General features: G+C 71.9%; 19 protein-coding genes and 1 pseudogene. 9 read left to right on the top strand and 11 right to left on the bottom strand.

Going from position 1 to position 25,963, the window contains the following annotated elements; translation table 11 throughout:
• Positions 1–61: 61 nt before the first annotated feature.
• Together ACWC24_RS05270 and ACWC24_RS05265 are read right to left on the bottom strand one after the other, a co-directional pair.
• Positions 62–1,132 (bottom strand): helix-turn-helix transcriptional regulator, encoded by a 1,071-nt coding sequence (locus ACWC24_RS05270; protein ID WP_450661485.1) that lies wholly within the window; start codon positions 1,130–1,132, stop codon positions 62–64.
• Position 1,133: 1 nt separating this feature from the next.
• Positions 1,134–2,081: a DUF4097 family beta strand repeat-containing protein gene (locus ACWC24_RS05265; protein ID WP_450661484.1), complete on the bottom strand. Its 948-nt coding sequence runs from the start codon at positions 2,079–2,081 to the stop codon at positions 1,134–1,136.
• A 165-nt stretch (positions 2,082–2,246) separates the two neighbouring features.
• Here ACWC24_RS05265 and ACWC24_RS05260 point away from each other — a divergent pair, with 165 nt between their 5' ends.
• Positions 2,247–3,167, top strand: a complete 921-nt coding sequence (locus ACWC24_RS05260; RefSeq protein ID WP_450661483.1) for a hypothetical protein — start codon at positions 2,247–2,249, stop codon at positions 3,165–3,167.
• 148 nt (positions 3,168–3,315) lie between these two features.
• Here the strand turns inward: ACWC24_RS05260 and ACWC24_RS05255 are convergent, their stop codons facing one another.
• From ACWC24_RS05255 to ACWC24_RS05235, 5 genes are all read right to left on the bottom strand, one after another.
• Positions 3,316–3,498, bottom strand: a complete 183-nt coding sequence (locus ACWC24_RS05255) for a DUF6104 family protein (protein ID WP_019075209.1) — start codon at positions 3,496–3,498, stop codon at positions 3,316–3,318.
• 133 nt (positions 3,499–3,631) lie between these two features.
• Positions 3,632–7,441: a multifunctional oxoglutarate decarboxylase/oxoglutarate dehydrogenase thiamine pyrophosphate-binding subunit/dihydrolipoyllysine-residue succinyltransferase subunit gene (locus ACWC24_RS05250; RefSeq protein ID WP_450661482.1), complete on the bottom strand. Its 3,810-nt coding sequence runs from the start codon at positions 7,439–7,441 to the stop codon at positions 3,632–3,634.
• A gap of 291 nt (positions 7,442–7,732) precedes the next feature.
• Complete coding sequence (locus ACWC24_RS05245; RefSeq protein WP_450661481.1) at positions 7,733–8,845, bottom strand: HAMP domain-containing sensor histidine kinase; 1,113 nt, start codon at positions 8,843–8,845, stop codon at positions 7,733–7,735.
• Positions 8,842–9,582: a response regulator transcription factor gene (locus tag ACWC24_RS05240; protein WP_450661480.1), complete on the bottom strand. Its 741-nt coding sequence runs from the start codon at positions 9,580–9,582 to the stop codon at positions 8,842–8,844. The genes ACWC24_RS05245 and ACWC24_RS05240 overlap by 4 nt, the downstream gene beginning before the upstream one ends.
• A gap of 123 nt (positions 9,583–9,705) precedes the next feature.
• Positions 9,706–10,410, bottom strand: coding sequence for a spermine/spermidine synthase domain-containing protein (locus tag ACWC24_RS05235; protein ID WP_450661479.1), 705 nt, complete (start codon positions 10,408–10,410; stop codon positions 9,706–9,708).
• 247 nt (positions 10,411–10,657) lie between these two features.
• Between ACWC24_RS05235 and ACWC24_RS05230 the strand changes: the two genes are divergently transcribed.
• A complete protein-coding gene (locus ACWC24_RS05230; RefSeq protein WP_450661478.1) occupies positions 10,658–11,629 on the top strand; it encodes a rhomboid-like protein in 972 nt (323 codons plus the stop codon).
• 12 nt (positions 11,630–11,641) lie between these two features.
• Here ACWC24_RS05230 and ACWC24_RS05225 read toward each other — a convergent pair whose 3' ends face one another.
• Positions 11,642–12,427, bottom strand: coding sequence for a GNAT family N-acetyltransferase (locus ACWC24_RS05225; protein WP_450661477.1), 786 nt, complete (start codon positions 12,425–12,427; stop codon positions 11,642–11,644).
• A gap of 237 nt (positions 12,428–12,664) precedes the next feature.
• Here ACWC24_RS05225 and lon point away from each other — a divergent pair, with 237 nt between their 5' ends.
• The gene (gene lon, locus ACWC24_RS05220) at positions 12,665–15,088 is read left to right on the top strand and encodes an endopeptidase La (protein ID WP_450661476.1); all 2,424 of its coding nucleotides are present in this window, start codon (positions 12,665–12,667) and stop codon (positions 15,086–15,088) included.
• A 99-nt stretch (positions 15,089–15,187) separates the two neighbouring features.
• On the opposite strand, the gene ACWC24_RS05215 is transcribed toward lon, so the two are convergent.
• Entirely contained in the window at positions 15,188–16,009 is an 822-nt protein-coding gene (locus ACWC24_RS05215) for a lysozyme (RefSeq protein ID WP_450661475.1), read from the bottom strand.
• A 230-nt stretch (positions 16,010–16,239) separates the two neighbouring features.
• Here ACWC24_RS05215 and ACWC24_RS05210 point away from each other — a divergent pair, with 230 nt between their 5' ends.
• Entirely contained in the window at positions 16,240–16,731 is a 492-nt protein-coding gene (locus ACWC24_RS05210) for a MarR family winged helix-turn-helix transcriptional regulator (protein ID WP_450661474.1), read from the top strand.
• A 67-nt stretch (positions 16,732–16,798) separates the two neighbouring features.
• Here ACWC24_RS05210 and ACWC24_RS05205 read toward each other — a convergent pair whose 3' ends face one another.
• Positions 16,799–17,584: a protein phosphatase 2C domain-containing protein gene (locus ACWC24_RS05205; protein WP_450661473.1), complete on the bottom strand. Its 786-nt coding sequence runs from the start codon at positions 17,582–17,584 to the stop codon at positions 16,799–16,801.
• 410 nt (positions 17,585–17,994) lie between these two features.
• Between ACWC24_RS05205 and ACWC24_RS05200 the strand changes: the two genes are divergently transcribed.
• The 5 genes from ACWC24_RS05200 to ACWC24_RS05180 all read left to right on the top strand — a co-directional run bounded on the left by ACWC24_RS05200 (position 17,995) and on the right by ACWC24_RS05180 (position 24,037).
• The gene (locus tag ACWC24_RS05200; protein ID WP_450661472.1) at positions 17,995–20,964 is read left to right on the top strand and encodes a nitrate- and nitrite sensing domain-containing protein; all 2,970 of its coding nucleotides are present in this window, start codon (positions 17,995–17,997) and stop codon (positions 20,962–20,964) included.
• Entirely contained in the window at positions 20,961–21,464 is a 504-nt protein-coding gene (locus tag ACWC24_RS05195) for a roadblock/LC7 domain-containing protein (RefSeq protein WP_450661471.1), read from the top strand. Before ACWC24_RS05200 ends, ACWC24_RS05195 begins: the two co-directional genes overlap by 4 nt.
• Complete coding sequence (locus ACWC24_RS05190; RefSeq protein ID WP_450661470.1) at positions 21,461–21,949, top strand: DUF742 domain-containing protein; 489 nt, start codon at positions 21,461–21,463, stop codon at positions 21,947–21,949. The genes ACWC24_RS05195 and ACWC24_RS05190 overlap by 4 nt, the downstream gene beginning before the upstream one ends.
• Entirely contained in the window at positions 21,930–22,571 is a 642-nt protein-coding gene (locus ACWC24_RS05185) for a GTP-binding protein (protein WP_450661469.1), read from the top strand. Before ACWC24_RS05190 ends, ACWC24_RS05185 begins: the two co-directional genes overlap by 20 nt.
• 212 nt (positions 22,572–22,783) lie before the next feature.
• Positions 22,784–24,037 (top strand): styrene monooxygenase/indole monooxygenase family protein, encoded by a 1,254-nt coding sequence (locus tag ACWC24_RS05180; protein ID WP_450661468.1) that lies wholly within the window; start codon positions 22,784–22,786, stop codon positions 24,035–24,037.
• A gap of 337 nt (positions 24,038–24,374) precedes the next feature.
• On the opposite strand, the pseudogene ACWC24_RS05175 reads toward ACWC24_RS05180, so the two are convergent.
• A pseudogene (locus ACWC24_RS05175) lies at positions 24,375–25,529 on the bottom strand (NlpC/P60 family protein); the annotation flags it as partial.
• Positions 25,530–25,963: the final 434 nt, after the last annotated feature.

Here is a 25,963-nt window from a genome sequence, read left to right as displayed (position 1 = left end):
GGGGGCCGGCCGGGGGAGGGAGCGGGGGGAGGGCGAGCGCCGGTGCGGCGCTCGCCCCGTCTCATGCCTTCGGCGTACGCAGCACCGCGCCGATGAGGGCCGCAGCCGCGGACAGATGGCCACGGGCGTCATGGAGCTGGTCCGCGGTGACGCCGTGATCGCGGGCCGCGTCCCGGATGTCGTCCCGGAAGCGGTCGAGCAGCCGGTCCAGATCGCGGGCCGGATCGCCGGTGAGGTCCTCGTGGGCCCAGGCCGGTTCGTAGTCGGCCGGGAAGTCCTTCGGCGCGCGGCCGTACTCGGGACCGGGCGTCGCCCTCTCGGCACCGGCACCCCTGCCGGCACCGGTACGGCCGAAGCCGAGGTCCCTGCCGAACTCCTTACCGAACTCTTTCCCGAAATCGCCGAACTCCTTGGCGATTTCCGTCAGGCCCTCCCGCAGACCCGTGGGCCAGTCGCCCCGCTCGAAGTGGTCCTGGACCTGCTCCTGGACCCGCCGGGAGATGCGCTGCAACTCCTCCTGGGCCTGGGCCCTGGCCTTGTCCTGCGCCTCCTTCGCCTGCCGCCGGGCCCGCTGGGCCTCCTCGCGGGCCCGACGGCTCTCGTCCTTGGCGCGGCGGGCCTGCTCCTTCCACTCCTGCTTGACGCGCCGCATCTCCTCCTTGGCGGCCCGCCACGACTCCTTGTCCCCGTGGTCCCCGTGGTCGCCGTCGGTCCGGGGTTCCCCGGACGGCGCCGAGCCGCCGCGCCGGGCCTCCGAGGCCGCCGCCCGCATCTCCCGGCGCAGGTCACCGGCGGCGCCGCGCACATCGGCGCGGATCTCGGCGGCCAGTTCCGCGACCGACTCCCGGATCTCCAGTTCCAGGTCGGCCAGTTCACCGCTGCGGTCGGCCAGTTCGGCGCGACCCGCCTCCGTGATGGCGTACACCTTGCGGCCGCCCTCGGTGGTGTGGGTGACCAGGCCTTCCGCCTCCAGCTTCGCCAGCCGGGGGTAGACCGTGCCCGCCGACGGGGCGTACAGCCCCTGGAAGCGCTCTTCGAGGAGGCGGATCACCTCGTAGCCGTGGCGCGGGGCCTCGTCCAGCAGCTTCAGCAGGTAGAGGCGCAGACGGCCATGGGCGAAGACGGGAGGCATGTCAGAGCACCTTCTTGTCGGTCGTGCCGTCGGTCGTGCCGTCCGCGGGGGCGCCGGTCGTGCCGTCGGCCGGGCGGGGGCCCTCGTCCGGGCCGCCGGGCGCGGGTGCCGCCTGCGTCGGCGCCTCCCACGGTTCGTCCTCCGCGGGAGGCCGCCGCAGCAGGGCGATGGACCCGGAGACCGTCGTCGCCTTCAGCCGGCCGTTGCCCGCGCCGAGCCGCCCGGTGATCCGCTTGGCGCCCCACTGGCCGCTGACCCGCAGGTCCTCGAAGGCGTTGGAGACGGTGCCGCTCGCGGTGTTCGCCTCCACCTGCGCGTCCGCCGGGTGCGGCAGCCGGATGGTGATCTCACCGGAGACGCTGGTCAGGCTGATCTCCGCGGGGCTGCTCGTCGAGTCGACGTCGACGATCATCGAGCCGCTCACCGAGTCGGCCTTCACACAGGACCCGGCGGCCTCGACCACGGTCAGGTCGCCCGAGACGGAGTGGAAGCGCAGATCCCCGCTGAGGGCCTGGGCCTCCACGTTCCCCGAGACGGTGTCCGCGCGGACCGGGCCCGCCAGTCCCACCAGCGTGGTGTCCCCGCTGACCCCCTTCACCTCGGCGTGCCCGTCGATGCCGGAGACCACGGCCGTGGCCCCGACGACACCCACCTCGACCCGGGTGCGGGCCGGCACCGCCAGGGAGACGACGGCGCTGCGCCGCCAGCCCTTGTGGTCGAGCCACTTCAGGAAGCCCTTCCACGGCAGGTCCTCGTAGGCCACCGTCAGGGTGCCGTTCTCCTGGGTGACCACCAGTGGCGGGCCCTCGACCCCGGACACCTCCAGGCGGGCGGAACCTTCGTCCGTGCCCACGACGTTCACTGTTCCGTTGACGATGCGCACGTGCAGTTCGCTCACCGGCTCGTCGAAGGTGAGCTTCCTCGGCTCTGCGACGGACCACTCGGACATGGTGCGGACCTCCAGGACGGCAAGAACGCGCCATATCGCGTCTCCTGTCAAACACGATATATCGCGGGCGTCGAAAGTCAAGACACCCGTCGAGACACCCCTCGAGACACCCGTTCTGGCGATCACCGATCACGCAGAGCCGAGGAATCGTCCTAGCGTGTGAACATGCCGACGGAAGACTTCGGGCCGCGTGCCCGGCCGGGGCGCCCCGCTCCGGGCGCCCTGCTGCTCTGCCGGGCGGACCCCGGCTCCGTCGCCCCCGCCGCGCGCCTGTTGCGCGACCGTGTCCTGCTCACGGCGGCCGGTGAGGCGTGGAGTGTCCTCGTACCCGAAGGCAGGCCGTGGCGGCGGGAGGGCGAACCGGTCGACCGCGTCGCCACCGGCTGGGCGACCGCTCTGGCCGTCGGCGCGCCCTGGCCCGTGCTGGCGCTGTGGTGGGACGCCGACCGGGCCGGCTACACCCTCGCGTCCGGTTACCGCCGTCCCGTCGGCTACGTCTGGCTCACGGACGGCACCCCGGCCGGCGAGGCGGAGGCCATGGGCGCCTTCGCGGCCCGCCTGGGCCTCGACCCGGCCGTCGACCTGCCGCTCCTGGAGGCCCTGACCCGTTCCGGCCCCGACCCGGGCCTCGGCTCCAGTCCCGGGTCCGGGGCCGACGCCCGGGCCCGGCTGGGCGGCCTGCTGGCGGTTCTCGCCCGGGCGGGGGTCGCCCTGCTGCCTGGTCTCGTGCCCGGTGAGTCCGCCGACCGCCTCCGGGAGGCCGCCCGGTCCCACCCCGGCGCCCAGGAGGTCCGGCAGCCGGACCGGCAGGAGACATCCCGCCGGGCGCCCACCGGCACGGAATCCGGGCCGAGGACGCCCGGTACCGCCGGCGGCGGGCACGAGCGCGGCCTTCCGGGCCCCTTGCTCCCCTACGCGGGCAGCCCCGGAGCCCAGGTCCTCGCCCTCGCCCAGGTGGCGGCGGGCCTCCCGCTCACCGCCCGGGGCCTGCGGCGCCGCGACTGCGGCTGGATCGCCTCGGGCGCGCTGCTCCTGGCCCACGGGGCGCTGGGGCTGCTGTACGACCTGGGCAGGCCACGCGACTGACGGCCGCGGGGCGAAAAGCGCTGGGAAGCCCTACGGACAACGGCGGGGGAGGGAAGCCGCACAGCAACGACGGAAGCCGCACGGCAGCGGAAGAAGCCGCACAGCACGACGCAAGCCGCACGGCGGCGGCAGAAGCCGTACGGACGGCCTACTCGTCGTCGTCCTCGTCGTCCAGCCGGGCCAGCCACGTCGCCAGCCGCTCCACCGGCACCTCGAAGTCCGGGTTGAGATCGACGAACGTACGCAGCTGCTCGGCGAGCCACTCGAAGGTGACCTCCTCCTCGCCCCGGCGCTTCTCGAGCTCCTCGATGCCGCGGTCGGTGAAGTACACGAATGCTCCGCAATGAACTGGGCGTCAACGACCCCTCCAGGCTATCCCGCCAGGTGGGGGAACGAACGCGGCCCCGCCCCCGGCCACAAGGGCTGGGGGCGGGGCCGCGAGGCGTCCGGGGTGTGCGAGGGGCTTACGCCTCGAACACCTCACGCACCAGCTGCTCCTGCTCCGCCTGGTGCCGCTTCGCCGAGCCCACCGCCGGGGACGACGAGTGCGGGCGCGAGATGCGACGCAGACGCTCGCCGTGCGGCACGTCCGCGCCGACGGCCAGGTCCAGGTGGTCGATCAGGTTCAGGGCGATGAACGGCCAGGCACCCTGGTTGGCCGGCTCCTCCTGGGCCCAGAGGTACTTCTCGGCGTTCGGGTACTTGGCGATCTCGGCCTGGAGCTCGGCACCCGGCAGCGGGTACAGGCGCTCGAGGCGGATGATCGCCGTCTCGGCGGCCGCGGGGTCCGAGGCGCCGCGCTTCTGACGCTCGGCCTCCAGGTCGTAGTAGACCTTGCCCGCGCAGAAGACGACCTTCTTCACGGCGGCCGGGTCGGCCTTGGCGTCGCCGATGACCGGGCGGAACTGGCCGCTCGTGAACTCCTCCGCCTTCGAGGCCGCGGCCTTCAGGCGCAGCATCGACTTCGGGGTGAAGACGACCAGCGGCTTGTGGTGCGGGTTGTGCACCTGCCACCGCAGGAGGTGGAAGTAGTTCGACGGGAGCGTGGGCATCGCGACCGTCATGTTGTTCTGCGCGCACAGCTGGAGGAAACGCTCCGGGCGGGCGGACGAGTGGTCCGGGCCCTGGCCCTCGTAGCCGTGCGGGAGGAGCAGGGTGACGCCGGAGGTCTGGCCCCACTTCTGCTCCGACGCGGAGATGTACTCGTCGACGACCGTCTGCGCGCCGTTGACGAAGTCGCCGAACTGCGCCTCCCACATCACGAGCGCGTCGGGGCGGGCCAGCGAGTAGCCGTACTCGAAGCCCATCGCCGCGTATTCGGACAGCAGGGAGTTGTAGACGTTCAGGCGGGCCTGGTCCTCGGACAGGTACAGCAGCGGGGTGAAGTCCTCGCCCGTCTGACGGTCGATGATCACCGCATGGCGCTGGCCGAACGTACCGCGCTGCGAGTCCTGGCCGGCCAGACGCACCGGGACGCCCTCCAGCAGGAGGGAGCCGAAGGCGAGGGTCTCGCCCATGCCCCAGTCGATGGTGCCGTCCTCGACCATGGCCGCCCGGCGCTGGAGCTGCGGCAGCAGACGCGGGTGGACGGTGACGTGGTCGGGGATGTTGACCTGGGACTCGGCGATCCGCTTGACCGTCTCCGCGGACACCGCCGTGTTCACCGCGACCGGGAACTCGGCCTGCGGGTCGGACGGGGCGGTGGCGGTCGGCTGCGCGGTGGCCTCGCGGACCTCCGTGAAGACCTTCTCCAGCTGGCCCTGGTAGTCCTGGAGCGCCTGCTCGGCCTCTTCCAGGGTGATGTCTCCGCGACCGATGAGGGACTCGGTGTAGAGCTTGCGCACCGAGCGCTTCTTGTCGATCAGGTCGTACATCAGCGGCTGGGTGAAGGCCGGGTTGTCGGACTCGTTGTGACCGCGGCGGCGGTAGCACAGGAGGTCGATCACCACGTCCTTGTTGAACGCCTGGCGGAACTCGAAGGCCAGCCGCGCGACGCGGACCACGGCCTCCGGGTCGTCGCCGTTCACGTGGAAGATCGGGGCCTCGATCATGCGGGCCACGTCCGTCGCGTACATGGAGGAACGCGAGGACTCGGGGGCCGCGGTGAAGCCGACCTGGTTGTTGATGACGACGTGGACCGTGCCACCGGTGCGGTAGCCCCGCAGCTGCGACATGTTCAGGGTCTCGGCCACCACACCCTGGCCCGCGAAGGCCGCGTCGCCGTGGATCGCCACCGGCAGGACCGTGAAGTCGGTGCCGCCCTTGTTGATGACGTCCTGCTTGGCGCGGGCGATGCCCTCGATGATCGGGTCGACCGTCTCCAGATGGGACGGGTTCGCGGCCAGCGAGACCTTGATCTGCTCGCCGTCCAGGCCGGTGAAGGTGCCCTCGGCGCCCAGGTGGTACTTCACGTCGCCGGAGCCGTGCATCGACTTCGGGTCGAGGTTGCCCTCGAACTCGCGGAAGATCTGCGCGTACGACTTGCCGACGATGTTGGCGAGGACGTTCAGACGGCCGCGGTGGGCCATGCCGATGACGACCTCGTCGAGACGCGACTCGGCCGCGGAGTCGATCACCGCGTCGAGCAGCGGGATGACGGACTCGCCGCCCTCCAGGGAGAAGCGCTTCTGGCCGACGTACTTCGTCTGGAGGAAGGTCTCGAAGGCCTCCGCCGCGTTCAGCCGGCGCAGGATGCGCAGCTGCTCCTCGCGCTCCACGCGCGCGTGGGGGCGCTCGACGCGGTCCTGGATCCACTTGCGCTGCTTGGGGTCCTGGATGTGCATGAACTCGATGCCGGTGGTGCGGCAGTACGAGTCGCGCAGCACGCCGAGGATGTCGCGCAGCTTCATCAGGGACTTGCCCGAGAAACCGCCGACGGCGAACTCGCGCTCCAGGTCCCACAGGGTGAGCCCGTGCTCGGTGATGTCCAGGTCGGGGTGCTTGCGCTGGCGGTACTCCAGCGGGTCGGTGTCGGCCATGACGTGGCCGCGGACCCGGTAGGAGTGGATCAGCTCGAAGACGCGGGCGGCCTTGGTGACGTCGTCGTCGTGGCTGGCGTCGATGTCCTTGAGCCAGCGGACCGGCTCGTAGGGGATGCGCAGCGAGGCGAAGATGCCGTCGTAGAAGCCCTGCTCGCCGAGCAGGAAGTTCGCGACGATCCGCAGGAACTCGCCGGAGGCCGCGCCCTGGATCACCCGGTGGTCGTAGGTCGACGTGAGCGTCATGACCTTCGAGATGCCGAGCTTGTTCAGGGTGTCCTGGGAGGTGCCCTGGAACTCCGCGGGGTAGTCCATGGAGCCGACGCCCATGATGACCGACTGGCCGGGCATCAGACGCGGGACCGAGTGGACGGTGCCGAGGCCGCCGGGGTTGGTCAGGGAGACCGTGACACCGGTGAAGTCGTCCATCGTCAGCTTGCCGTCGCGGGCGCGGCGGACGATGTCCTCGTAGGCCTGCCAGAACTCGAAGAAGTTCAGCGTCTCGGCCTTCTTGATGCCGGCGACGACGAGCTGGCGGTCGCCGTTCGGCTTCACCAGGTCGATGGCGAGACCGAAGTTGACGTGCGCGGGCTTGACGAGGGTGGGCTTCCCGTCCTTCTCCGCGTAGTGCCAGTTCATCGACGGCATGGCCTTGATGGCCTGCACCATCGCGAAGCCGATCAGGTGCGTGAAGGAGATCTTCCCGCCCCGGGCGCGCTTCAGGTGGTTGTTGATGACGATGCGGTTGTCGAACAGCAGCTTCACCGGGACCGCGCGCACGGACGTGGCCGTGGGCAGCTCAAGGGAGGCGTTCATGTTCTTGGCGACCGCGGCGGACGGACCGCGCAGCGTCACGAACTCGGGACCCTCGGGGCCCTCGGCGGCCGGAGCGGCCTTCGCCTTGGCGGCCGGGGCCGCGGCGGGCTTCGCCGGAGCCGCGGCGGGCGCCGGAGCGGCGGCCACGGGCTTCGCGGGAGCCTGCGCGGGCGCGGGCACGGCCGGGGCGGCCGGAGCAGCGGCCGCGGGCGCGGCCGGGGCGGCGGGTGCCGGGGCGGAGGCGCCTGCGGCCCCCGCGGCCGCAGTGCCCGCCGGAGCCGGGGAGGTAGCCGTCCCCGGCTTGTAGTCGGCGAAGAAGTCCCACCAGGCACGGTCTACCGAGTTCGGGTCCTGGAGGTACTGCTGATAGATCTCGTCGACGAGCCACTCGTTGGGGCCGAACGCGGCAGCGGGGTTCTTGCCCGCTTGGTCTGCGTCGGTCGAGAGGCTCGATGCGTTACTGGGGGACTGTGGCGACACGGCGAGAACCGCCCTCTTCCGCTTCACAAGGTGATGGACAGCGGGAATAAAGGCTACGCCCCCCCGGCCGGGAAGGTCAGGTCGGGCCGGTTCAACGTCGTGTAAGTCACATCAGAAAGTGTGTTTCGGCCCTGGAAATGGCGGGAAACACATGTGGTTCCGCTACGCAGGTGATGTATCTGGGTTCGTCGAAATGGGCCTCGCACGTCGTTGACGTGGGCCTGTGCCTGATCACACGTGTCCGTCAGCGCGGACGCCCGTGGATCTTGTGGCTCCGGTTCGCACTTTACGTCAACTTGGCACGGATGACAGTCCCGGGAGAGTGACGATGATCCTGCACCCCCGGTCGGATTCGGCCACGCCGATGCGGCCGCCGTGCAGATCCACCGCCCACCGGGCGATCGCCAGCCCCAGTCCCGTACCGCCGTCGCTGCCCGGGCCGTGCGGCCGGCGGACGGTTCCACGGTTGAACCGCTCGAAGACGCGGTGCCAGTCCGAGCGGGGTATGCCGGGCCCCTCGTCCAGGACCTCCAGCTCCAGCGACTCCGGCAGCGTCCCGCGCCGCGCCCGGACCGTCACCCGGCCGTGCGGCGGGCTGTGCTTGACCGCGTTGTCGATGAGGTTGGCCACGACCTGGTGGATGCGCTCGGGGTCCGCGTGCGCGGTCAGCTCCGGCGGGGACACGTCCAGGTGGAGGTGGACGTCCGTACGGGTGTGGCTGCCGGAGCCCGAGGCCATGCTCGCCCGCGCGGAGGCGACCATGTTGGCCTCCTTCAGCACCCCGGACAGATACGGCCAGACCTCGAAACGCCGCTGGCGCAGCGGTACGACGCCGTTGTCGAGCCGGGACAGGTCCAGCAGCGTCTCCACCAGCCGGCCGAGCCGCTCGGTCTGCTTCAGGGCGGTGCGCATCGTCTCGGTGTCCGCCACCGAGATGCCGTCCACGACGTTCTCCAGCACCGCGCGCAGTCCCGCGATGGGCGTCCGCAGCTCGTGCGAGACGTTGGCCACCAGTTCCTTGCGCTGGAGGTCCTGCGCTTCCAGCTCGTCGGCCATGACGTTGATCGTCTGCGCCAGGTTGCCGAGCTCGTCCCGGCGTTTCTCGCTCACCCGGCGGGTGTAGTCGCCGTGCGAGATGGACCGGGCGACCGTGTTCATCTCGTCCAGCGGCGCGGTGAGCGAGTGCGCCACGAACTGCGTGATGAGCAGTGTGGCGATCATCGAGAAGACCGTGATGAAGCGCAGCTCGGTCTTGGTGTGCACCGCGATCATCGACAGCCCGGTCGTGATCAGCACCGATATGACGACCAGCGCGCCCAGCTTGGTCTTGATCGAGAACGGGCGTACGCCACCCCAGGGCTCGCCCCTGGGGCTCTTCCGTGCGGCCGACCGTCCCTCGCTCATGGCGTCGGTGTCTCCAGCGCGTAGCCCACACCGTGCACGGTGCGGATCCGCTCGGCGCCGATCTTCCGGCGCAGCGCCTTGATGTGGCTGTCGACGGTACGGGTGCCGGAGGCGTCCGCCCAGTCCCACACCTCGGCCAGCAGCTGCTCACGGGAGAGCACCGCGCGCGGGGTGTTCGCCAGGCACACCAGCAGGTCGAACTCGGTGGGCGTCAGATGGACGTCCTCGCTGCGCACCCGCACCCGGCGCTGCGCGTGGTCGATCTCCAGCTCGCCGAGGCGCAGTATGCCGCTGCGCGGTGTCGAGGCGGCCACGACGGCCCGCTCGACCCGGCGCAGCAGCACATGGACCCGCGCGGCCAGCTCCCGCATCGAGAACGGCTTGGTCATGTAGTCGTCGGCGCCCACGCCGAGCCCGACCAGCATGTCGGTCTCGTCGTCACGCGCGGTCAGCATCAGCACCGGCACCGGCCGCTGGGCCTGCACGCGACGGCAGACCTCCAGACCGTCGAAACCGGGCAGCATGATGTCGAGGATCAGCAGATCGGGCTGCCATGCCTCGGCGGTGTCGACGGCCGCCGGGCCGTCGCCCGCGGTTTGCACCAGGAATCCCTCGGCGCGAAGTCGGGCCGCGATGGCTTCGACGATCGTCGAGTCGTCCTCGACCACCAGGACCCGCCGCTGGGCGCCCTGAGTCGCCGTGGCCGTCCCGTTGTGGGAGGTATGTGTCTGCTCCATCGCCCGCCCCTGAGTGTGCTCTCCGGAATCAGTGGGGTGATTCCTCGGTCTGCGCATGCTTGCGATTGACGCTTGAATGATCCGCGTCAGGGATGCAGCGTACGGGGAGTCACTACGGCTTTGCTATCCAGGTCGGACGGCGAGGTGGACGACGTCCGGAACGCCCCGGGCAACCGGCACCTCTTCGGTACGCACCTGCGTGAACCCGGCATTTCGCAAGGTTTCCTCGAATTCGGCAGACGGCCGCGCCGACCACACCGCCAGCACCCCGCCGGATCTCAGCGCCCTGGCGCAACTCGCAAGCCCGGCAGGGCCGTAGAGTCCTTGGTTGCCCTCGGTGACGGTCCAGTCCGGCCCGTTGTCGATGTCGAGACACAGTGCGTCGAATGTGTCGTATGTCTCATTGATGAAGTCGAGCAGGTCCGCCTGGACGATCTCCGTGCGCGGGTCCGCGAGCGCCTCGCGGGTGGTTTCGGCCAGGAGGCCCGTGCGGTGCCAGTCGATGACGGCGCTCTCGCGCTCCACGACGGTGATCCGGCCCCAGCGCGGGTCCGCCGCGGCGTGCGCGAGCGAGAAACCGACACCCAGACCGCCGATCAGCACGGCCGGATGCTGGTGACCCCCCGTGACGGGCGGCCGACGGCAGTCGTCCAGGGCGGTGAGCGCCGCGTCGACGAGCAGCCGTTCCGAGCGGCCGTCGGAGGTGTCCATCAGGAAGCAGCCGTTGGCGATGATCTGCAACAGGCCGCCGTGGCGGCGCAGTACGACCTCGCCGTACGGGCCCTCGCGGCGGTCCAGGACTTGGGGGGCGTCGTATGGCGTGGGCATCCGCCCATCCTGGCACTTTGCTGACGGATCGTTGGAGGATTTGCTCCGGTGCAGGGGCACACCCGCGTGGAGTCATCTCGGTACGCGAGCGCCGCCGCCGGGTACCGCTCCTGTGCCGCACCGCGCCGGGCCGGACGCGAGTGCCGCATTGGAGGTTGCTGTGAATCGGCGTGTGCGTGGCGCCGGTCATAGACAGTGACCCCGTGGTGCGCGAAGGGTGGGGGCGAACCGGAAGGAGCGCCTCACCGTGGAACGGACTGCGACCGCCGCCTCCCCTGCGGATCCGGACGACTCCCTCCCGGACGCCTCCGGTCCGGAGGCCGTGGCTGCGGGCCCGGCCCGCGCGGACACCTCCGCTGCGCTGGGCGGGATGCCCAGACAGTGGATCCCGGCCGTGGCGAGCGCATCCGGGGCCCCGGCCGTGGCGAGCGCATCCGGGGCCCCGTACGCGGGGGTGGCGTCCGGGGCCCCGTACGCGGCGACGCCCGAAGCGCGCCCGGCGGCGGATCCGGCCAGGGGGCCGGCCAAGGGTTCGACCGGGGGTTCGATCAGGAGGTCGACCGGAGGGCCGGCCGCGGGGGCGCGTCCGCGGCTGCGTCCCTGGCGGCTGCTCCCCACTCCCACCGGAACGCCGTTCGCCTTCGCCTTCACGGCCGTCCTGGCCGTCACCTCACTGATCACGGCCTACGCCGATCCCGCCCTGGTGCACACCCTCCACCAGGGCTCCAGCACCGACGTGGCGCACCTCGTACGCACCCCCGTGCTGGTCCTGCTGGCCAGCGCTCTGTGGATCGCGGGCGGGGTCCTGTCCGTCTACGCGATCTGCTGTGTGCTCGTCCTCACCGCCCTGGAACGACGGATAGGAGGGCTGCGCACGGCCGGTGTCTTCCTGCTCGGGCACGTCACGGCGACCCTCGCCACCGAGGTTCCGGTGGGCCTCGCCGTGCTGGTCGGCCGTCTCCCCGTCAGCTCCCTGCACCGCCTCGACTACGGCATCAGCTTCGGCGTGGCCGCCGGTGTCGGCGCCCTGGCGGGCCTGCTCGCGCCGTGGCTGGGCCGGCCGGTGCTCGTGGTGTTCGCCGCGATGCTGGTGCGCGACCTGATCGGGTTCGCGGACCCCATGACGAACTGGGGGCACCTGATGTCCCTGGCGATCGGCTGCGCCACCTGGCCGCTGACGCGCCGCCGGCACCGCGTCCGCGCGGCCACGGCACGCTGATCCTTCGAGGGCCTACCGCGGCGACCACACGTACGGAGTCGTCGTGGTCACCGCCCGGAAACCGAGCCTGCGCAGGATGGGCCCGCTGTCGTCGGACGCGTCCACGTGCAGATGGCGGACTCCGCGGGCGGCGGCGATCTCGGCGCGGGCGGCCAGCAGGGCGCGGTAGATCCCCCGGCCGCGCCACTCGGCGAGCGTCGAGCCGCCCGCCAGCGAGGCGAACTCGCTGCCGGGACGGAAGGTCAGCCAGGCCGCGCAGACCACGTCGCCCGCCGCCTCGGCGACGAAGACGGCGATCTCCTCCGGAGCGCGGGCGACGCGCCCGATCAGGTCGTCGGCGATCGAGCTCAGGTCCAGGCCCCAGACCGTCGTCTCCAGGGCCGCCACCCGGCGCAGGTCGGCGTCCGCGGTGACCTGCCGCACGGTGACCCCGTCCGGCACGGCGGGCGCGCCCGCCGACTGCGCCACGGATCCGATGAGCACCGTCTCCCGCGCCTCGGGCACGAAGCCCGCCGCGGTCAGCCGGTCCGTGAGATCGGCCGGGCTGTCGTGCCCGCGGACCTTCCACTCCACCGCCTGCCCGCGGGCCGCGAAGAAGTCCCGCTGCCGTGCGATCAGTTCGTCGACCTCCCGGCCCCGCAGGCCGCCCAGATCGCGCGGTCCGGTGACGAAGCCGCGGAAGCCGAGGTCGAGGCGGAGCAGCGGGCCGTCGTACTCGTACGCGACTCCGGGCGGCGGGGTGCAGCGCTGGGCGTCGTAGGCGTCGAGCAGGCTCTGGGTCTCCTGGGTCTCCGTCATGGGGGAGAACGTACGGGCGGGGGCCCGGGCGCGGGCAACACCTCTTCGCGGAGGAGGCGAGGAGGCGAGGAGGCGAGGAGGCGAGGAGGCGGAAGGAGACGGGGGTCGGCGGTGTTGTGCCGGGTGTCACCCGTTGCGGCAGGGGCGATCGCTCAGAGCGAACAGCCGGTGGGGAACATTCGGGGGCTCAGGTGCATTGAGTCGGCATAGCTCAACTTGACTGCCGAAGGGGAGATCATGGCTGCTGAGTCCAGTGCGTTCACATCGCTCACTCTGCCTGTGCTGCCGCTCGACGACGAGGTCGTGCTGCCCGGGATGGTGGTGCCGCTGGATCTGAACGACGCCGACGTGCGGGCCGCGGTGGAGGCCGCCCAGGCCGCCGCACGCTCGGAGCCCGGCAAGCCCAAGGTGCTGCTGGTGCCGAGGATCGACGGGGCGTACGCGGCCACCGGTGTGCTCGGCACCGTCGAGCAGGTGGGACGGCTGGCCGACGGCGACCCGGGCGCGCTGATCCGCGGTCGTGGCCGCGTGCGCATCGGTGCCGGCACCACCGGACCGGGCGCGGCCCTGTGGGTCGAGGCGACGCGCATCGACGAGAGTGCGCCCGAGCCGCTGCCCGGCCACGTCACCGAACTGGTCAAGGAGTACAAGGCGCTGGCCACCGCCTGGCTGCGCAAGCGCGGCGCCTGGCAGGTCGTGGACCGGGTGCAGGCCATCGACGACGTCTCCGCGCTCGCCGACAACTCCGGCTACTCGCCGTTCCTGACCACCGAGCAGAAGGTGGAGCTGCTGGAGACCACCGACCCGGTGGCCCGGCTGAAGCTCGCCACCCAGCAGCTTCGCGACCACCTCGCCGAGCAGGACGTGGCCGAGACGATCGCGAAGGACGTCCAGGAGGGTGTCGACAAGCAGCAGCGCGAGTTCCTGCTGCGGCGCCAGCTGGAGGCCGTGCGCAAGGAGCTGCGGGAGCTGAACGGCGAGAAGGAGGGCGAGGAGTCCGACGACTACCGCGCCCGGGTCGAGGCCGCCGACCTCCCCGAGAAGGTCCGCGAGGCGGCCCTGAAGGAGGTCGACAAGCTGGAGCGGTCCAGCGACCAGTCGCCCGAGGGTTCCTGGATCCGCACCTGGCTGGACACCGTCCTCGAACTCCCCTGGAACGAGCGGACCGAGGACGCCTACGACATCCAGGGCGCCAAGGCGGTCCTGGACGCCGAGCACGCCGGTCTGGACGACGTGAAGGAGCGGATCACCGAGTACCTGGCGGTGCGCAAGCGCCGTACGGACCGTGGCCTGGGTGTCATCGGCGGCCGGCGCGGTGGCGCCGTGCTCGCGCTCGTCGGGCCGCCCGGCGTCGGAAAGACCTCGCTCGGCGAGTCCGTCGCGCACGCCATGGGCCGCAAGTTCGTCCGGGTCGCCCTCGGCGGCGTGCGGGACGAGGCCGAGATCCGCGGCCACCGGCGTACGTACGTCGGCGCGCTGCCCGGCCGGATCGTGCGGGCCGTCAAGGAGGCCGGGTCCATGAACCCGGTGGTCCTGCTGGACGAGATCGACAAGGTGGGCTCCGACTTCCGCGGCGACCCGGCCGCGGCCCTGCTCGAAGTCCTCGACCCGGCCCAGAACCACACCTTCCGCGACCACTACCTGGAGGTCGAACTCGACCTCTCCGACGTGGTGTTCCTGGCCACCGCCAACGTGCTCGAAGCCATCCCCGAGGCGCTGCTGGACCGGATGGAGCTGGTCCGCCTGGACGGCTACACCGAGGACGAGAAGGTCGTCATCGCCCGGGACCACCTGCTGCCGCGCCAGCTGGAGCGGGCCGGACTCGGCGCCGACGAGGTGGCCCTGGACGAGAGCGCGCTGCGCAAGCTCGCCGGCGAGTACACCCGCGAGGCGGGCGTACGCACCCTGGAGCGGTCCCTGGCCCGGCTGCTGCGCAAGGTCGCGGCCCAGCACGAGCTGGGCGAGCGGGAGCTTCCGCTCACCGTCACCGACGGCGACCTGCGCGCACTGATCGGCCGGCCGCACCATGTGCCCGAGTCCGCGCAGGACCCGGCCGAGCGCCGTACGGCCGTCCCCGGTGTCGCCACCGGGCTCGCGGTCACCGGCGCGGGCGGCGACGTCCTGTTCGTCGAGGCGTCGCTGGCCGACCCGGAGACGGGCGCGGCCGGTCTGACCCTCACCGGTCAGCTGGGCGACGTGATGAAGGAGTCGGCGCAGATCGCGCTGAGCTTCCTGCGCTCGCACGGCGCCGAGCTGGAACTGCCGGTCGCAGACCTGAAGGACCGGGGCGTGCACATCCACTTCCCGGCGGGCGCGGTCCCCAAGGACGGCCCGAGCGCAGGCGTCACGATGACGACGGCCCTCGCGTCGCTGCTGTCCGGCCGGCTGGTCCGTACGGACGTGGCGATGACCGGCGAGGTCTCGCTGACCGGACGGGTGCTGCCGATCGGCGGGGTGAAGCAGAAGCTGCTCGCCGCGCACCGGGCGGGGGTCACCACGGTGATCATCCCCAAGCGCAACGAGCCCGACCTGGACGACGTCCCGGCGGAGGTGCTGGACCGGCTCGACGTCCACGCCGTCACCGACGTCCGTCAGGTCCTGGAACTGGCGCTGGCGCCGGCCGTGAGCGGCGCGTCGCAGGAGGTGCCGGTGGCGGCGTGAGACCGCCGCCGGTCGGCGGCCACCGGACGGGAAGGGCCCGGGTCACCGTGAGGGGGACCCGGGCCTTCGCCCTGTGCGCGTGCGGGCGCCGGGTGCGGGTCAGCCGTTGGCGAGCGCGACCACCCGGTCCAGGGCACCGTTGAACTTGTCGTGGTCGCCGACCGTCGGGCCGGACGACGTGTACTGCCACATCGTGTAGTACGGCCAGCCGGACGGCAGCGTCCCGGCCTCCGAGGCGTACCGGGCGATCCACAGCGGATCGGCCGAGGCGAAGCCGCCGTAGTCGCCGGTGCACTGGGTCCACCAGCTGGTGGCCGTGTAGATCACGGCGTCCCGGCCGGTGCGGGCCTTGTAGGTGTTCAGGAAGTCCGCGATCCAGCTCACCATCGCGCCGGTCGTCTTGCCGTAGCAGGCGGCGCCGTAGGGGTTCCACTCGATGTCGAGGGTGCCCGGCAGTGTCTTGCCGTCCTTGGACCAGCCGCCGCCGTGGTCGACGAAGTAGTCGGCCTGGGCGGCGCCGCTGGTGGTGTCGGGGGTGGCGAAGTGGTACGCGCCGCGGATCATGCCGACGTTGTAGGAGCCGTTGTACTGCTGCGCGAAGTACGGGTTCGTGTAGTACGTGCCTTCCGTGGCCTTGGTGTACGCCCACTTGATCCCGCTGCTCCACAGGGTCGACCAGGCGACGTTGCCCTGGTAGCCGGAGACGTCCACGCCCTCCGTCTGGGTGGCGACGCCGGGCGCGGGGGAGCCGTCCGAGCCGTCGTGGGCGAGGACGCCGATGCCCATGCGGGCGGAGCCGCGGGCCGGGACGTCGGCCGCTTCGGCGGAGACGGGAACGGTGAGGGAGAGGGCGGCGAGCAGGAGCGCGACGGCGGCGGTGGCGGCGCGCGGGGGGACGGAGCCGGGTCTGTGCACGGGCATGACGTGCCTCCGAGGCTTGGTGGTGCGGGGGAGGGGCCGGATCACCCACAGTTGTGGCGTGGGCATGCCATGCGTTGCCTGACGAAGACGCTACGCACGTAGAAGAGGTACTGGGAAGGGGGTCCGGATGACGCCGTTGGTCTACGCCTGCGAAATACTGACGGAGCTGCGGCGATGGCGGATTCTGGCGATAACTTTCAGGATCGGGAAACCGGATCAGGGGTGCTGACGTGCACGAGCGCGGAAACGGCAACGCGCGTCGAGATGACGCGCAGACGTCGCGAATTGGTGTGGACCAGGAGTTCCTGTCCCTGGAGCGCGAGTTGACGGTGCTGTTGCGGCGTGCCAGGGCCAGCCAGGGCGAGATGGCCCGCGAGGTCCACCCGGACCTCGAACCCGCCGCCTACGGACTCCTCGTACGGCTGGAGGAGTGCGGACGGCTGCGCGCCACGGAACTCGCCGGCTACATCGGTGTCGGCAAGGCCACCATGTCCCGTCAGCTGCGCGCCCTGGAGGAGCTCGGCCTGGTCGCCCGCGAGCCCGACCCGGCGGACGGCCGTGCCTGGCTGGTGGACCTCACCCCGGAGGGCCGCAGCAGGGTCGGCAAGGTGCGCGAGGCCCGCAGGGTGCGGTACGTGAACCAGCTCGCGCACTGGGACCGCGGCGAGGTCGCCGAGCTGGCCCGACTGCTCCAGCAGCTCAACCAAGGCATGGAGCGCTGACGGCCGCCCCTCCCCGGGGGCCGGGCGCCCGCCCCGCGCTCCGCCCCGCGCTCCGCCCGGCGACCGCCTAGAACTCCACGTACGCGACCGTCGCGTCGTCGTGCGTCTTGGCGCGACCCAGGAAGCGGCGGTCACTGTCCGTGCTCTCCAGCAGCCGCACCCGGTCCACCAGGGCTCGGGGCCCCTCCTTCCGTACGAGGGTGAGGCAGTCCGTCCAGTCGCCCTCCCGGAACGTCTCCACCCAGCGCGTCGCGCCGTCCGTCAGCGCGGCCAGCGCGCCGACCTCGGCGCGGGGCACGGTGCCGGTCACGGCGCGGACGGCCACGGACGGGTCGGCCGCCGCGGTGAAGAAGCCGCCCTCCTTGTTGCGGACGGTCGCGTCCACCACCGCGTCGGTGGCGAGCGAGGCGCGCGGCAGCCTGGCGATGCGGTCGTCCAGGACCGGGGTGACCGTCCCGTCCGGGGACCGGAGCAGCAGCGCCGAGTCGGAGAGCACCAGGTACGCGACCGTCTCCGGCGACCAGCGGGCGAGGACCACGGTTGCCTGCGGCGTACGCGGGTGAGAAAGGTCACAGGTGCCCGCGTGGGCCGAGGCGGTACGGGTGATGGCGCGGGCGAGAATCCCGGTCAGCGGGACATCGGTGAGGGAAATGATCATTTCGGTCAGGGCACCCCCGAGGCGTGCCGTGTACCAGGGGACCGAATGCAGACAGCCCGTCGCGCTCCGTGGTGGTGTCACGCCGTCCAGGACGACGAGTGCGCCGCCTCGCCCGGTTGCGGGTAGTCCGATGCTCGCGAAGTCCTCGTTGGGGCGGTCGTGTTGACCAGGCTCCGAGACAAGTTCCGTACGCATTCAGCCAGTCTGCACCACCTCTTCACAACTTGCGCGAAAGGGCGGCATCGGCCGCCGGATCGGCGCACCAGCGCAGGTCGGCCGCCTGGTTTGGGGTGGAATGGCATACTCCGGGAAGGTGCGGCGGCGAATACTGCCAAAGCCCGCCGCCCACGTCCAACCGGCCCACCACGCACGGCTGTCGCGGGCGCCGGGGAAACTTGCCCACCAACTCCCCTCCGATGTTCACTCCTTCGGGTGGCGGGTCAGGTGATGCCGGACCGTCGCCCACCGGCACTGGGAGGGTCGGGAGCCGATTGAGGGGTGCCCCCCTGCTCGGGTGAAGCCGAGAATGCGGGGGAGGTTGTACGAGCCGATTGACGGAACGTCATCCGGACCCATGGGTACACGAGTCAGGAATGCGAGCACCGGTGCAGAAGACGCGGCCTCGGCGCGCAGACAAGAAGTCGGCCTCCGAAGGGGGCGCGCAGAGCTCCTCCGTCGGCAAGGGCCGTCCCACCCACGTACGTAACCGGCTGATCGTCGCGGTGGCCGTCGTGGCCGCGGCCATCGCCGCGGCCGGAGCCCCGTCGGTGCTGGCCGCCTCGGGTCGGCTCAAGGACTCCCAGGATCTGGTGACGCTGGCCGGCCAGACCCAGGACGCCCTGGTGCTGGCCCACTCGCTCGCCGACGAGCGGGACGAGATCACCTCCTATGTCGCCGCCGGGCGGCCCAAGTCCAAGGCGCCCGCCGAGGACCGCAGCGCCCGGGTCGACCGCCTGCTGGAGGAACTGCGCGCCGATCCGGACGTGCCCGCCTCGCTGCGCGCGGACCTCGACGACGTCGCGGCCGTACGCAGAGCGGCGCTCACCGGCAAGAGCAGTGCTCTCGAAACGCACGGTGCGTACTCCGCCGCCATCACCGAACTCCACCGTCTCGCCGAGCGCCTCGCCGACCGGATGCCCACCCGCGCGGGTGCCGGCGCCCACGCCCTCGCCGAGCTCGACTCCGCCGTCCAGCAGGCCGCGGCGGCCCGCGGGCTGCTGCTGGCCGCGCTGAACGTGCCGACCGGCACCGAGTCGGTCTACAACCCCGCCACCGGCCTGACGGAGAAGGTCCCGGTCTCCTCCGGCGCCGACACCAAGCAGCGCGACGCCCTCACCGCCGCCGCCCAGCAGGCCCGGTTGCGCTCCGACGCGGCTCTCGCCGACTTCCACGAGACCGCGCCGAAGGCCACCGTCGACACCTACGACTCGACGGTCACAGGCCCCGAGGTCGACTCCGCCGACAAGTACCTCGCCCGTCTCACCGATCAGCCCGAGCTGTCCGACAGCGAGCTCGCCACCAGCGTCAAGAAGCTCGACGCGGCGCTCACCGCCCGGGTCGAGCTGATGCGCGGCGCGGAGTCCTCGCTCTACGACCACCGCACCAAGGACCTGGGTCTGCTGCGCGACGACGACGTCACCGCGCTGGAGATCCGCGTCGCCGCGCTCGGCGTGCTGATGCTGGTCGCCGTCGGTATCGCCACCGGCATGGCACGCTCCCTGACCCGGCCGCTGTCGGCGCTGCGCCGCGGCTCGGCCCGGCTGGCGGCGGCGGCGGACCCCGCCGCCGAGGAACCCGTCAAGTTCATCGGCCGCAACGACGAGTTCGCCCAGGTCGTGCGGTCCGTCAACGCCCTGCACGCGCACGCGGTCGCCCTCCAGGAGCGCATCACCACCCTGGAGACCGACCGCAAGCACCTCGTCGGCCAGCGCCAGAAGATGGCGGACGCCCGCGAGGAGCTGCGCTCCGAGCTCACCGGCTCCGCCGCCCAGCTGGAGCGGCTGCGCACCAGCATCGGCGGCTCCTTCGTCAACCTCGCGCTGCGCACCCTCGGCCTCGTCGAGCGGCAGCTCGCGGTCATCGAGGGCCTGGAGGAGCGCGAGCAGGACCCGGACCGGCTGGCCACCCTCTTCAAGCTCGACCACTTCGCCACGGTCATGCGCCGGCACAGCGAGAACCTCCTGGTGCTGGCCGGCACCGAACACGTCCAGCAGCACGCCGGGCCCGTCCCGCTCGTCGACGTCGTACGGGCGGCGGTCAGCGAGATCGAGCGCTACGAGCGCGTCCGCATCGCCACGGTGCCGCCGCACGCGCACGTCGCCGGCTACGCGGCCGACGACCTCTCGCACCTGCTGGCCGAACTCATGGAGAACGCCACCTCGTTCTCCCCGCCGGACGTGCCCGTGGAGGTCTCCGCCTGGCTCCTGGAGAACGGCGAGGTCATGCTCTCCGTCCAGGACGAGGGCATCGGCACCACCGAGGAACGGCTGACCCGCCTCAACGCCCGGCTCGCCGACTTCGACCCGGCGTCCCCCTACGACCAGGAGGGCGAGGACGGCCTCGGGCTCGGCCTGTACGTCGTGGCCCGGCTGGCCCACCGGTACAACGTGCGCGTGCAGCTGCGGGCGCAGAAGCAGGGCGGCATCGCGGCCGTGGTGGCCCTCCCGCAGACCCTGTTCGCCGCGGCCCCGTCGGCCGCCGTCCCGCCCGCCAGGTCGTCGGCCGGCGGTGCGCAGGGCTACACGCTGCCGGGCGCCGCCGCGGAGGCCAACTCCAACGTCCTGCACGGTCGTTCGACCGGCCCGGACCCGCTGGTGACCCTGGCGGAGCAGGCGGTACGAGCCGCCACGGACGACGAGACGGACGTACCGAAGGCGGACGTACCGCAGACGGACGCGCCGGCGACGGACGCACCCGGCACGGACGTACCGGAGGCCGCCGCTCCGGAGGCCGCCGCGCCGCTCGCCCCGGCGGAGGAGCCCGCGCAGGTTCCCGCGCGGGCGCGGCCCGGCACGCCCGCCGAGTCCCTCGCCGAGACCACGATGGAGCTGTTCATCCCGGCTCCCGCGACCGAACCGGAGCCGACACCGGCTCCCGAGCGGCCGGCGCCCGCCGCGCCCGCCGTCCAGGCCGCGCCCACCGTCGATCCTTACGCCATCGGCCCCGACAGCCACCAGCGCACCCCGGACGAGACCGAGGAGCCTGTCACCAGCAAGGGGCTGCCCAAGCGCACCCCGAAGGTCACCGCGCCCGCCTCGGAACCGAGGCAGCGCAGCGGATCCGTCGACGCCGAGGCGCTGCGTCGCCGCCTCGGTGGCTTCCGCCGGGGGGCGGAGGCCGGTCACCGTGAGGTGGCGGCGGAGATCGCGGAGCAGACGGACCGCAACGAGGTCCCGACCACGGCGACCGCGCGACCCGCGGAACCGGCAGCGCCTGCCCGACCGGCAGTGCCTGCCCGATCAGCAGCACCAGCGACACCGGCTACACCTGCAACACCTGCAACACCAGCGACACCCGCACGGAACGCAGTTGGCGATGACGCCACGGGGGGCACAGTCGAGGAGGCAAGCAGTTGACCGCCACCAGTACCTTCGGCCTGAGCAGTGAGGCCCGGAACCTGCACTGGCTGCTGACGAACCTCGTGGAGGAGGTGCCAGGCATCCTGTCGGTCGCGGTGGTCTCCTCCGACGGCCTGCTGCTGCTGTCCTCCGACCCCGGCCGCATCGCCGAGGCCCGCGAGGCCTTCGACGACAGGCCCAAGGGACCACGCGGTTCCTCCGCCGACCTCGCCACCATCGTCTCCGGCATCGGCAGCCTCACCGTCGGCGCCGCCAAGCTGATGGACTTCGGCCCGGTCAAGCACTCCATGGTCGCCATGGAGGAGGGCAGCCTGTTCGTGATGTCGATCAGCGACGGCTCGCTGCTCGGTGTCCACGGAGGCGCGGAGTGCGACATGAGCGTGGTGGCGTACCACATGGCGCTCTTCGTCGGCCGGGCCGGGCACGTCCTGACCCCCGAACTCCGCAGCGAGCTGCGTAAATCCCTGGAAGGCGAGCCGACGGGAAGTGTCCGATGAGCACCACGCCGCGTAACTCCAGGCCGCATCTCCCGGTCCGCGACTCCCGGTCGCACCTCCCGGTCCGCGGCGGCGACCGCAAAGTGGCCCGCGTACGCCCCTACTCGCTGACCGGCGGCCGTACCCGCTTCGGCCATGTCCTCCTCGTCGAGACGTTCGTGGCGAGCACCGCCGCGATCGAGGCCGCGCAGGAGCGCAAGGAACTGACGAGCGGCACCCCGCACGCGCTGAGCCTCGGGGCAGGGCCGCTCAGCGCCCGGGTCATGCCGGAGATGCTGGCCATCGTCGAACTGTGCCGCCGGATGCGCACGGTGGCCGAGATCGCCGCACTGCTGAGCATGCCGCTCGGTGTGGTCCGGGTCCTGCTGAGCGACCTCGCGGACCAGGGAAAGATCCGTGTGTACGGAACCGGAACCGGTCACGGCGTCGGCCGGCCTGACCGCGCTCTGCTGGAAAGGGTGCTGAGTGGACTCCGTCGTCTCTGACGCCGCCGCCTCTGGCGTCACCTCGTTCGTCGAGCCCGACGAACCGTCGCAACCCTGGCAGACGGACCGGACCCGCGCCCCGATCGCGACGAAGATCGTGATCGCGGGCGGCTTCGGGGTCGGCAAGACCACGCTGGTCACCGCCGTCTCGGAGATCACGCCCCTCCAGACGGAGGCGCTGATGACCGAGGCGAGCGAGGAGACCGACGACCTCACCGACACGCCCGGCAAGCTCACCACCACCGTGGCCATGGACTTCGGCCGCATCACGCTCGACGACGACCTGGTGCTCTACCTGTTCGGCACGCCGGGCCAGCAGCGGTTCTGGTTCATGTGGGACGACCTGGTGCGGGGCGCGATCGGCGCGGTCGTCCTGGCCGACACCCGTCGCCTGAAGGACTGCTTCCCGGCGCTGGACTACTTCGAGAGCTGCGGGCTGCCGTACGTCGTCGCGGTCAACCACTTCGACGACACGGAGAACTTTGAACCCGAAGACGTCCGGGAGGCGTTGACGATCGCCGAGCACATCCCCGTGCTGATCATGGACGCGCGTCGGCGGGTGTCGGCGATCGAGACCCTGCTGGCGCTGGTGGGCCACGCACTCGCCGAAACCCCCGAGTAACCCCGAGCGGTCCCGAGCGGTCCCGAGCGGTCCGAACAGCCCCAGAGGTCCCGGGCAGTTCCCCGGGCAGTCCCCGAGCAGTTCTTCGCGGCCCGACGGCCGGCCCCCGGCGGTCCCGCCGTCCGGCCGCTGTGCGCAGTATCGAACGGCACCGACACCGGTTCCGTGCGTCCCGAGTCCTGAGCAGTCGTGATAGAGGAGCCACCACTCGCATGCGGAAGATACTCGTCGTCGGAGCCGGCCAGTCCGGTCTCCAGCTCGCCCTCGGACTCCAGTCGCACGGGTACGAGGTCACCCTGATGTCCAACCGGACCGCGGACGAGATCCGTTCCGGCCGGGTCATGTCCACCCAGTGCATGTTCCACACGGCGCTGCAGCACGAGCGCGACCTCCAGCTCAACTTCTGGGAGTCCCAGGCCCCGAAGATCGAAGGCCTCGGCGTCTCGGTCGCGGCCCCCGGCTCGTTCGACCCGGGCCCCTCGCAGCGGGCGATCGACTGGGTGGGCAGGCTGGACGGCTACGCCCAGTCGGTCGACCAGCGGGTGAAGATGGCCGGCTGGATGGAGACGTTCGTCCAGCGCGGCGGCCAGTTGGTCATCCACGGGGTGGCGGTCGGCGACCTCGACTACTTCTCCCGCGCCTACGACCTCGTCCTCGTCTCGGCGGGCAAGGGCGAACTCGTGTCGATGTTCGGCCGGGACGCCTCCCGCTCCCCCTACAGCACGCCGCAGCGCGCCCTCGCCGTGTCGTACGTCCACGGTCTGGGCCCGCGCCCGGAGCACCCGGAGTTCGACGCGGTCCGCTGCAACCTGGTCCCCGGCGTCGGCGAGCTGTTCGTCATGCCGACGCTGACCACCTCCGGTCGCGCGGACATCCTGTTCTGGGAGGGCATCCCCGGCGGCCCGCTCGACGCCTTCGCGGGCGTCAAGGACCCGGCCGAGCACCTCGCCCTGACCCTGGCGCTGATGGAGAAGTTCACGCCCTGGGAGCACGCGCGGGCCACCGGGGTCGAGCTCACCGACGCGGGCGGCACGCTCGCCGGCCGGTACGCCCCGACCGTCCGCAACCCCATCGGCCGCCTCCCCGGCGGTGGCCTGGTCCTGGGCGTCGCCGACGTGGTCGTCGCCAACGACCCGATCACCGGCCAGGGTTCCAACTCGGCGTCCAAGTGCGCGGCCGCGTATCTCGCCGCGATCCTCGAGCACGAGGACAAGCCGTTCGACGAGATGTGGATGCAGTCGGCCTTCGACCGCTACTGGAACACCGCCCAGCACGTCACCAAGTGGACCAACGCGATGCTCGCGCCGCCGCCGGAGCACATCCTCAACCTCATCGGCGCCGCCGGCCAGCTCCAGCCGGTCGCCGACCGCTTCGCCAACGCCTTCGACGACCCGGCCGACTTCGAGAACTTCTTCTACGACCCCGAGAAGACGGGCGCGTACCTGGCCTCGGTGGCCGGGGCCTGACCGGCGGACCCACCGGTCTCGGGTCCCCGACGCGCTGTCGGGGACCCGCTCCTCTGCGGCAGCACCACCTCTGGCGGCCGCGCTCGCCCGCCTACGGGACGGACGGCCGCGATGCGGCAGACCGCGGTGCGGAAGGCTGCCGGACGGCAGACCGCTGTGCGGACCGCTGTGGTGCGGCCGGTTGCGAGACGGACCGCTGTGGTGCGGCCGGTTGCGCGGCGGACCGCTGTGGTGCGGCCGGTTGCGCGGCGGACCGCTGTGGTGCGGCCGGTTGCGAGACGGACGGCTTCGGCACGGCTGGTTGCGCGGCGGACCGCTGTGGTGCGGCCGGCTGTGAGGCCGACGGCTTCGGTGCGGCAGGCCGCGGGGCCGTCGCCGGGGCGTAGCCGGCGTCCGTGCCGTCGAGGGCGTGGGCGGGGAGCTCCGGCGGCGTGTAGCGCGGCAGCGGCCGGCCCTCGGGATCGGGTCGTACGGCGCCGAGCACCGGGTTGGCGGCCAGCGGGGAGATCTTCACCCGCGCGCCGGGCCGGGGTGCCTGGACCACCATGCCGTGGCCCAGATACATCGCCACATGGGTCGCCTCCGGGAAGTAGACGACGAGGTCGCCGGGGCGCAGCTCGGTGAGCGGGATCCGGGGCAGCCGAGCCCACTGCTCCTGGCTGGTCCGCGGGATCACCGTCCCGGCGTCCTCCCAGGCCCGCGAGGTCAGCCCGGAGCAGTCGTACGACTTCGGGCCCTCCGCCCCCCACTCGTACGGCTTCCCGAGCTGTCGCACGGCATAGCGCACCGCGTCCTCGCCCTCCTGCGTCGGCGTCCGCTCGACGCCGGTGCCTAGCGCGCCCGAGGCGATCAGCTCGTCCTGCGCCTTCGCGATCCCGGCCTGCTCGAACTCGGCCAGCGCGGAAAGCTGTTCGGCGCTGAGCGAGGCGATCAGCTTCTCGACCGCCGCGAGCCGGCCGTGCACGTCGTCGCGGTCCTTCCTGCGCCGCTCGGTGAGGGTACGCTGGGTGTCGAAGGCGGAACGGGCCCTGCGGGCCAGCTCACGGCTTCTGCGCTCGTTCCCGGTCAGCCGCCCCACCGTCTCCGTCCGCTCGCGGGCCAGCCGCCCGATCACATGGCCCTCGTCGAGCGCGTGCTGCGGGTCGCGGGCGAGCAGCAGCCGCAGGTACGGGGAGATGCCGGTGCTGCCCTGGTACTGCTGACGGGCCAGCCGTGCCGCCTCGCTCCTGCTCTCGTCCAGCGACAGCCGCGCCCGGTCCAGCTCGGCGTCCAGCCGGCCGGCCCGGGTGCGCTGCTTCCTCAGCTGCTCCTCGGTGGCGTTGTAGGTCTCGGTGGCCTTCTCCGTCGCCCGGTATAGCTGCTGAAGGTCCGTCAACAGCTCGGCGACGGAACGCGTGTCGGGGCCGGGCGTGGCCAACGCGGGCTGGGGTACGAGGGCGAGCTGGGCGGCCACCGCCGCCGTACAGGCCAGACGCAGAAACCTTCCTGACACCTGATCACCTCCGGCGCGGAGCGGACGGCCGGTCCGCCCGTCTCCGTACCGTGATCATCAAATAACTTTGCGTGGTTCGCGTACTAAGTGTGCGCGGACCGGCGCAACGAGGTCACCCGTACGGGTCGCCCGGCTTGCCGTCCGGCGTGGCATGTGGATCGGCCGTCGGCGGGGTGCGCGGCCAGGCGTCCGGACCGGCCGCCTGCGGCATGGTCCGCCGGACACGCCCTAAGAGCTCCGAACAAAAGTGGGGCCCGGCGGGCGGTGTCCGGCACGCACCCTCGCCGCGTTGCCGAAAGGCCCTGGTAGCTCCGCTACAAGGACCTTCCGGCGCCTTGCGATCGCACGCACCGGACACCGCCCGCTGATCGGACCCCACTTTTGTTCGGAGCTCTTACTGCGGGACATACGGGGTACTCGTCGGGGGCGTGCGG

This window comes from Streptomyces sp. NPDC001443 (genome assembly GCF_053597355.1).
This window is presented reverse-complemented; position numbering and strand designations above follow the sequence as displayed.

Bases quoted from the DNA above. Each gene is read 5' to 3' on its own strand.
- ACWC24_RS05270 (WP_450661485.1), bottom strand. From the start codon at position 1,132: ATGCCTCCCGTCTTCGCCCATGGCCGTCTGCGCCTCTACCTGCTGAAG.
- ACWC24_RS05265 (WP_450661484.1), bottom strand. From the start codon at position 2,081: ATGTCCGAGTGGTCCGTCGCAGAGCCGAGGAAGCTCACCTTCGACGAG.
- ACWC24_RS05260 (WP_450661483.1), top strand. From the start codon at position 2,247: ATGCCGACGGAAGACTTCGGGCCGCGTGCCCGGCCGGGGCGCCCCGCT.
- ACWC24_RS05245 (WP_450661481.1), bottom strand. From the start codon at position 8,845: ATGAGCGAGGGACGGTCGGCCGCACGGAAGAGCCCCAGGGGCGAGCCC.
- ACWC24_RS05240 (WP_450661480.1), bottom strand. From the start codon at position 9,582: ATGGAGCAGACACATACCTCCCACAACGGGACGGCCACGGCGACTCAG.
- ACWC24_RS05235 (WP_450661479.1), bottom strand. From the start codon at position 10,410: ATGCCCACGCCATACGACGCCCCCCAAGTCCTGGACCGCCGCGAGGGC.
- ACWC24_RS05225 (WP_450661477.1), bottom strand. From the start codon at position 12,427: ATGACGGAGACCCAGGAGACCCAGAGCCTGCTCGACGCCTACGACGCC.
- lon (WP_450661476.1), top strand. From the start codon at position 12,665: ATGGCTGCTGAGTCCAGTGCGTTCACATCGCTCACTCTGCCTGTGCTG.
- ACWC24_RS05215 (WP_450661475.1), bottom strand. From the start codon at position 16,009: ATGCCCGTGCACAGACCCGGCTCCGTCCCCCCGCGCGCCGCCACCGCC.
- ACWC24_RS05205 (WP_450661473.1), bottom strand. From the start codon at position 17,584: ATGCGTACGGAACTTGTCTCGGAGCCTGGTCAACACGACCGCCCCAAC.
- ACWC24_RS05190 (WP_450661470.1), top strand. From the start codon at position 21,461: ATGAGCACCACGCCGCGTAACTCCAGGCCGCATCTCCCGGTCCGCGAC.
- ACWC24_RS05180 (WP_450661468.1), top strand. From the start codon at position 22,784: ATGCGGAAGATACTCGTCGTCGGAGCCGGCCAGTCCGGTCTCCAGCTC.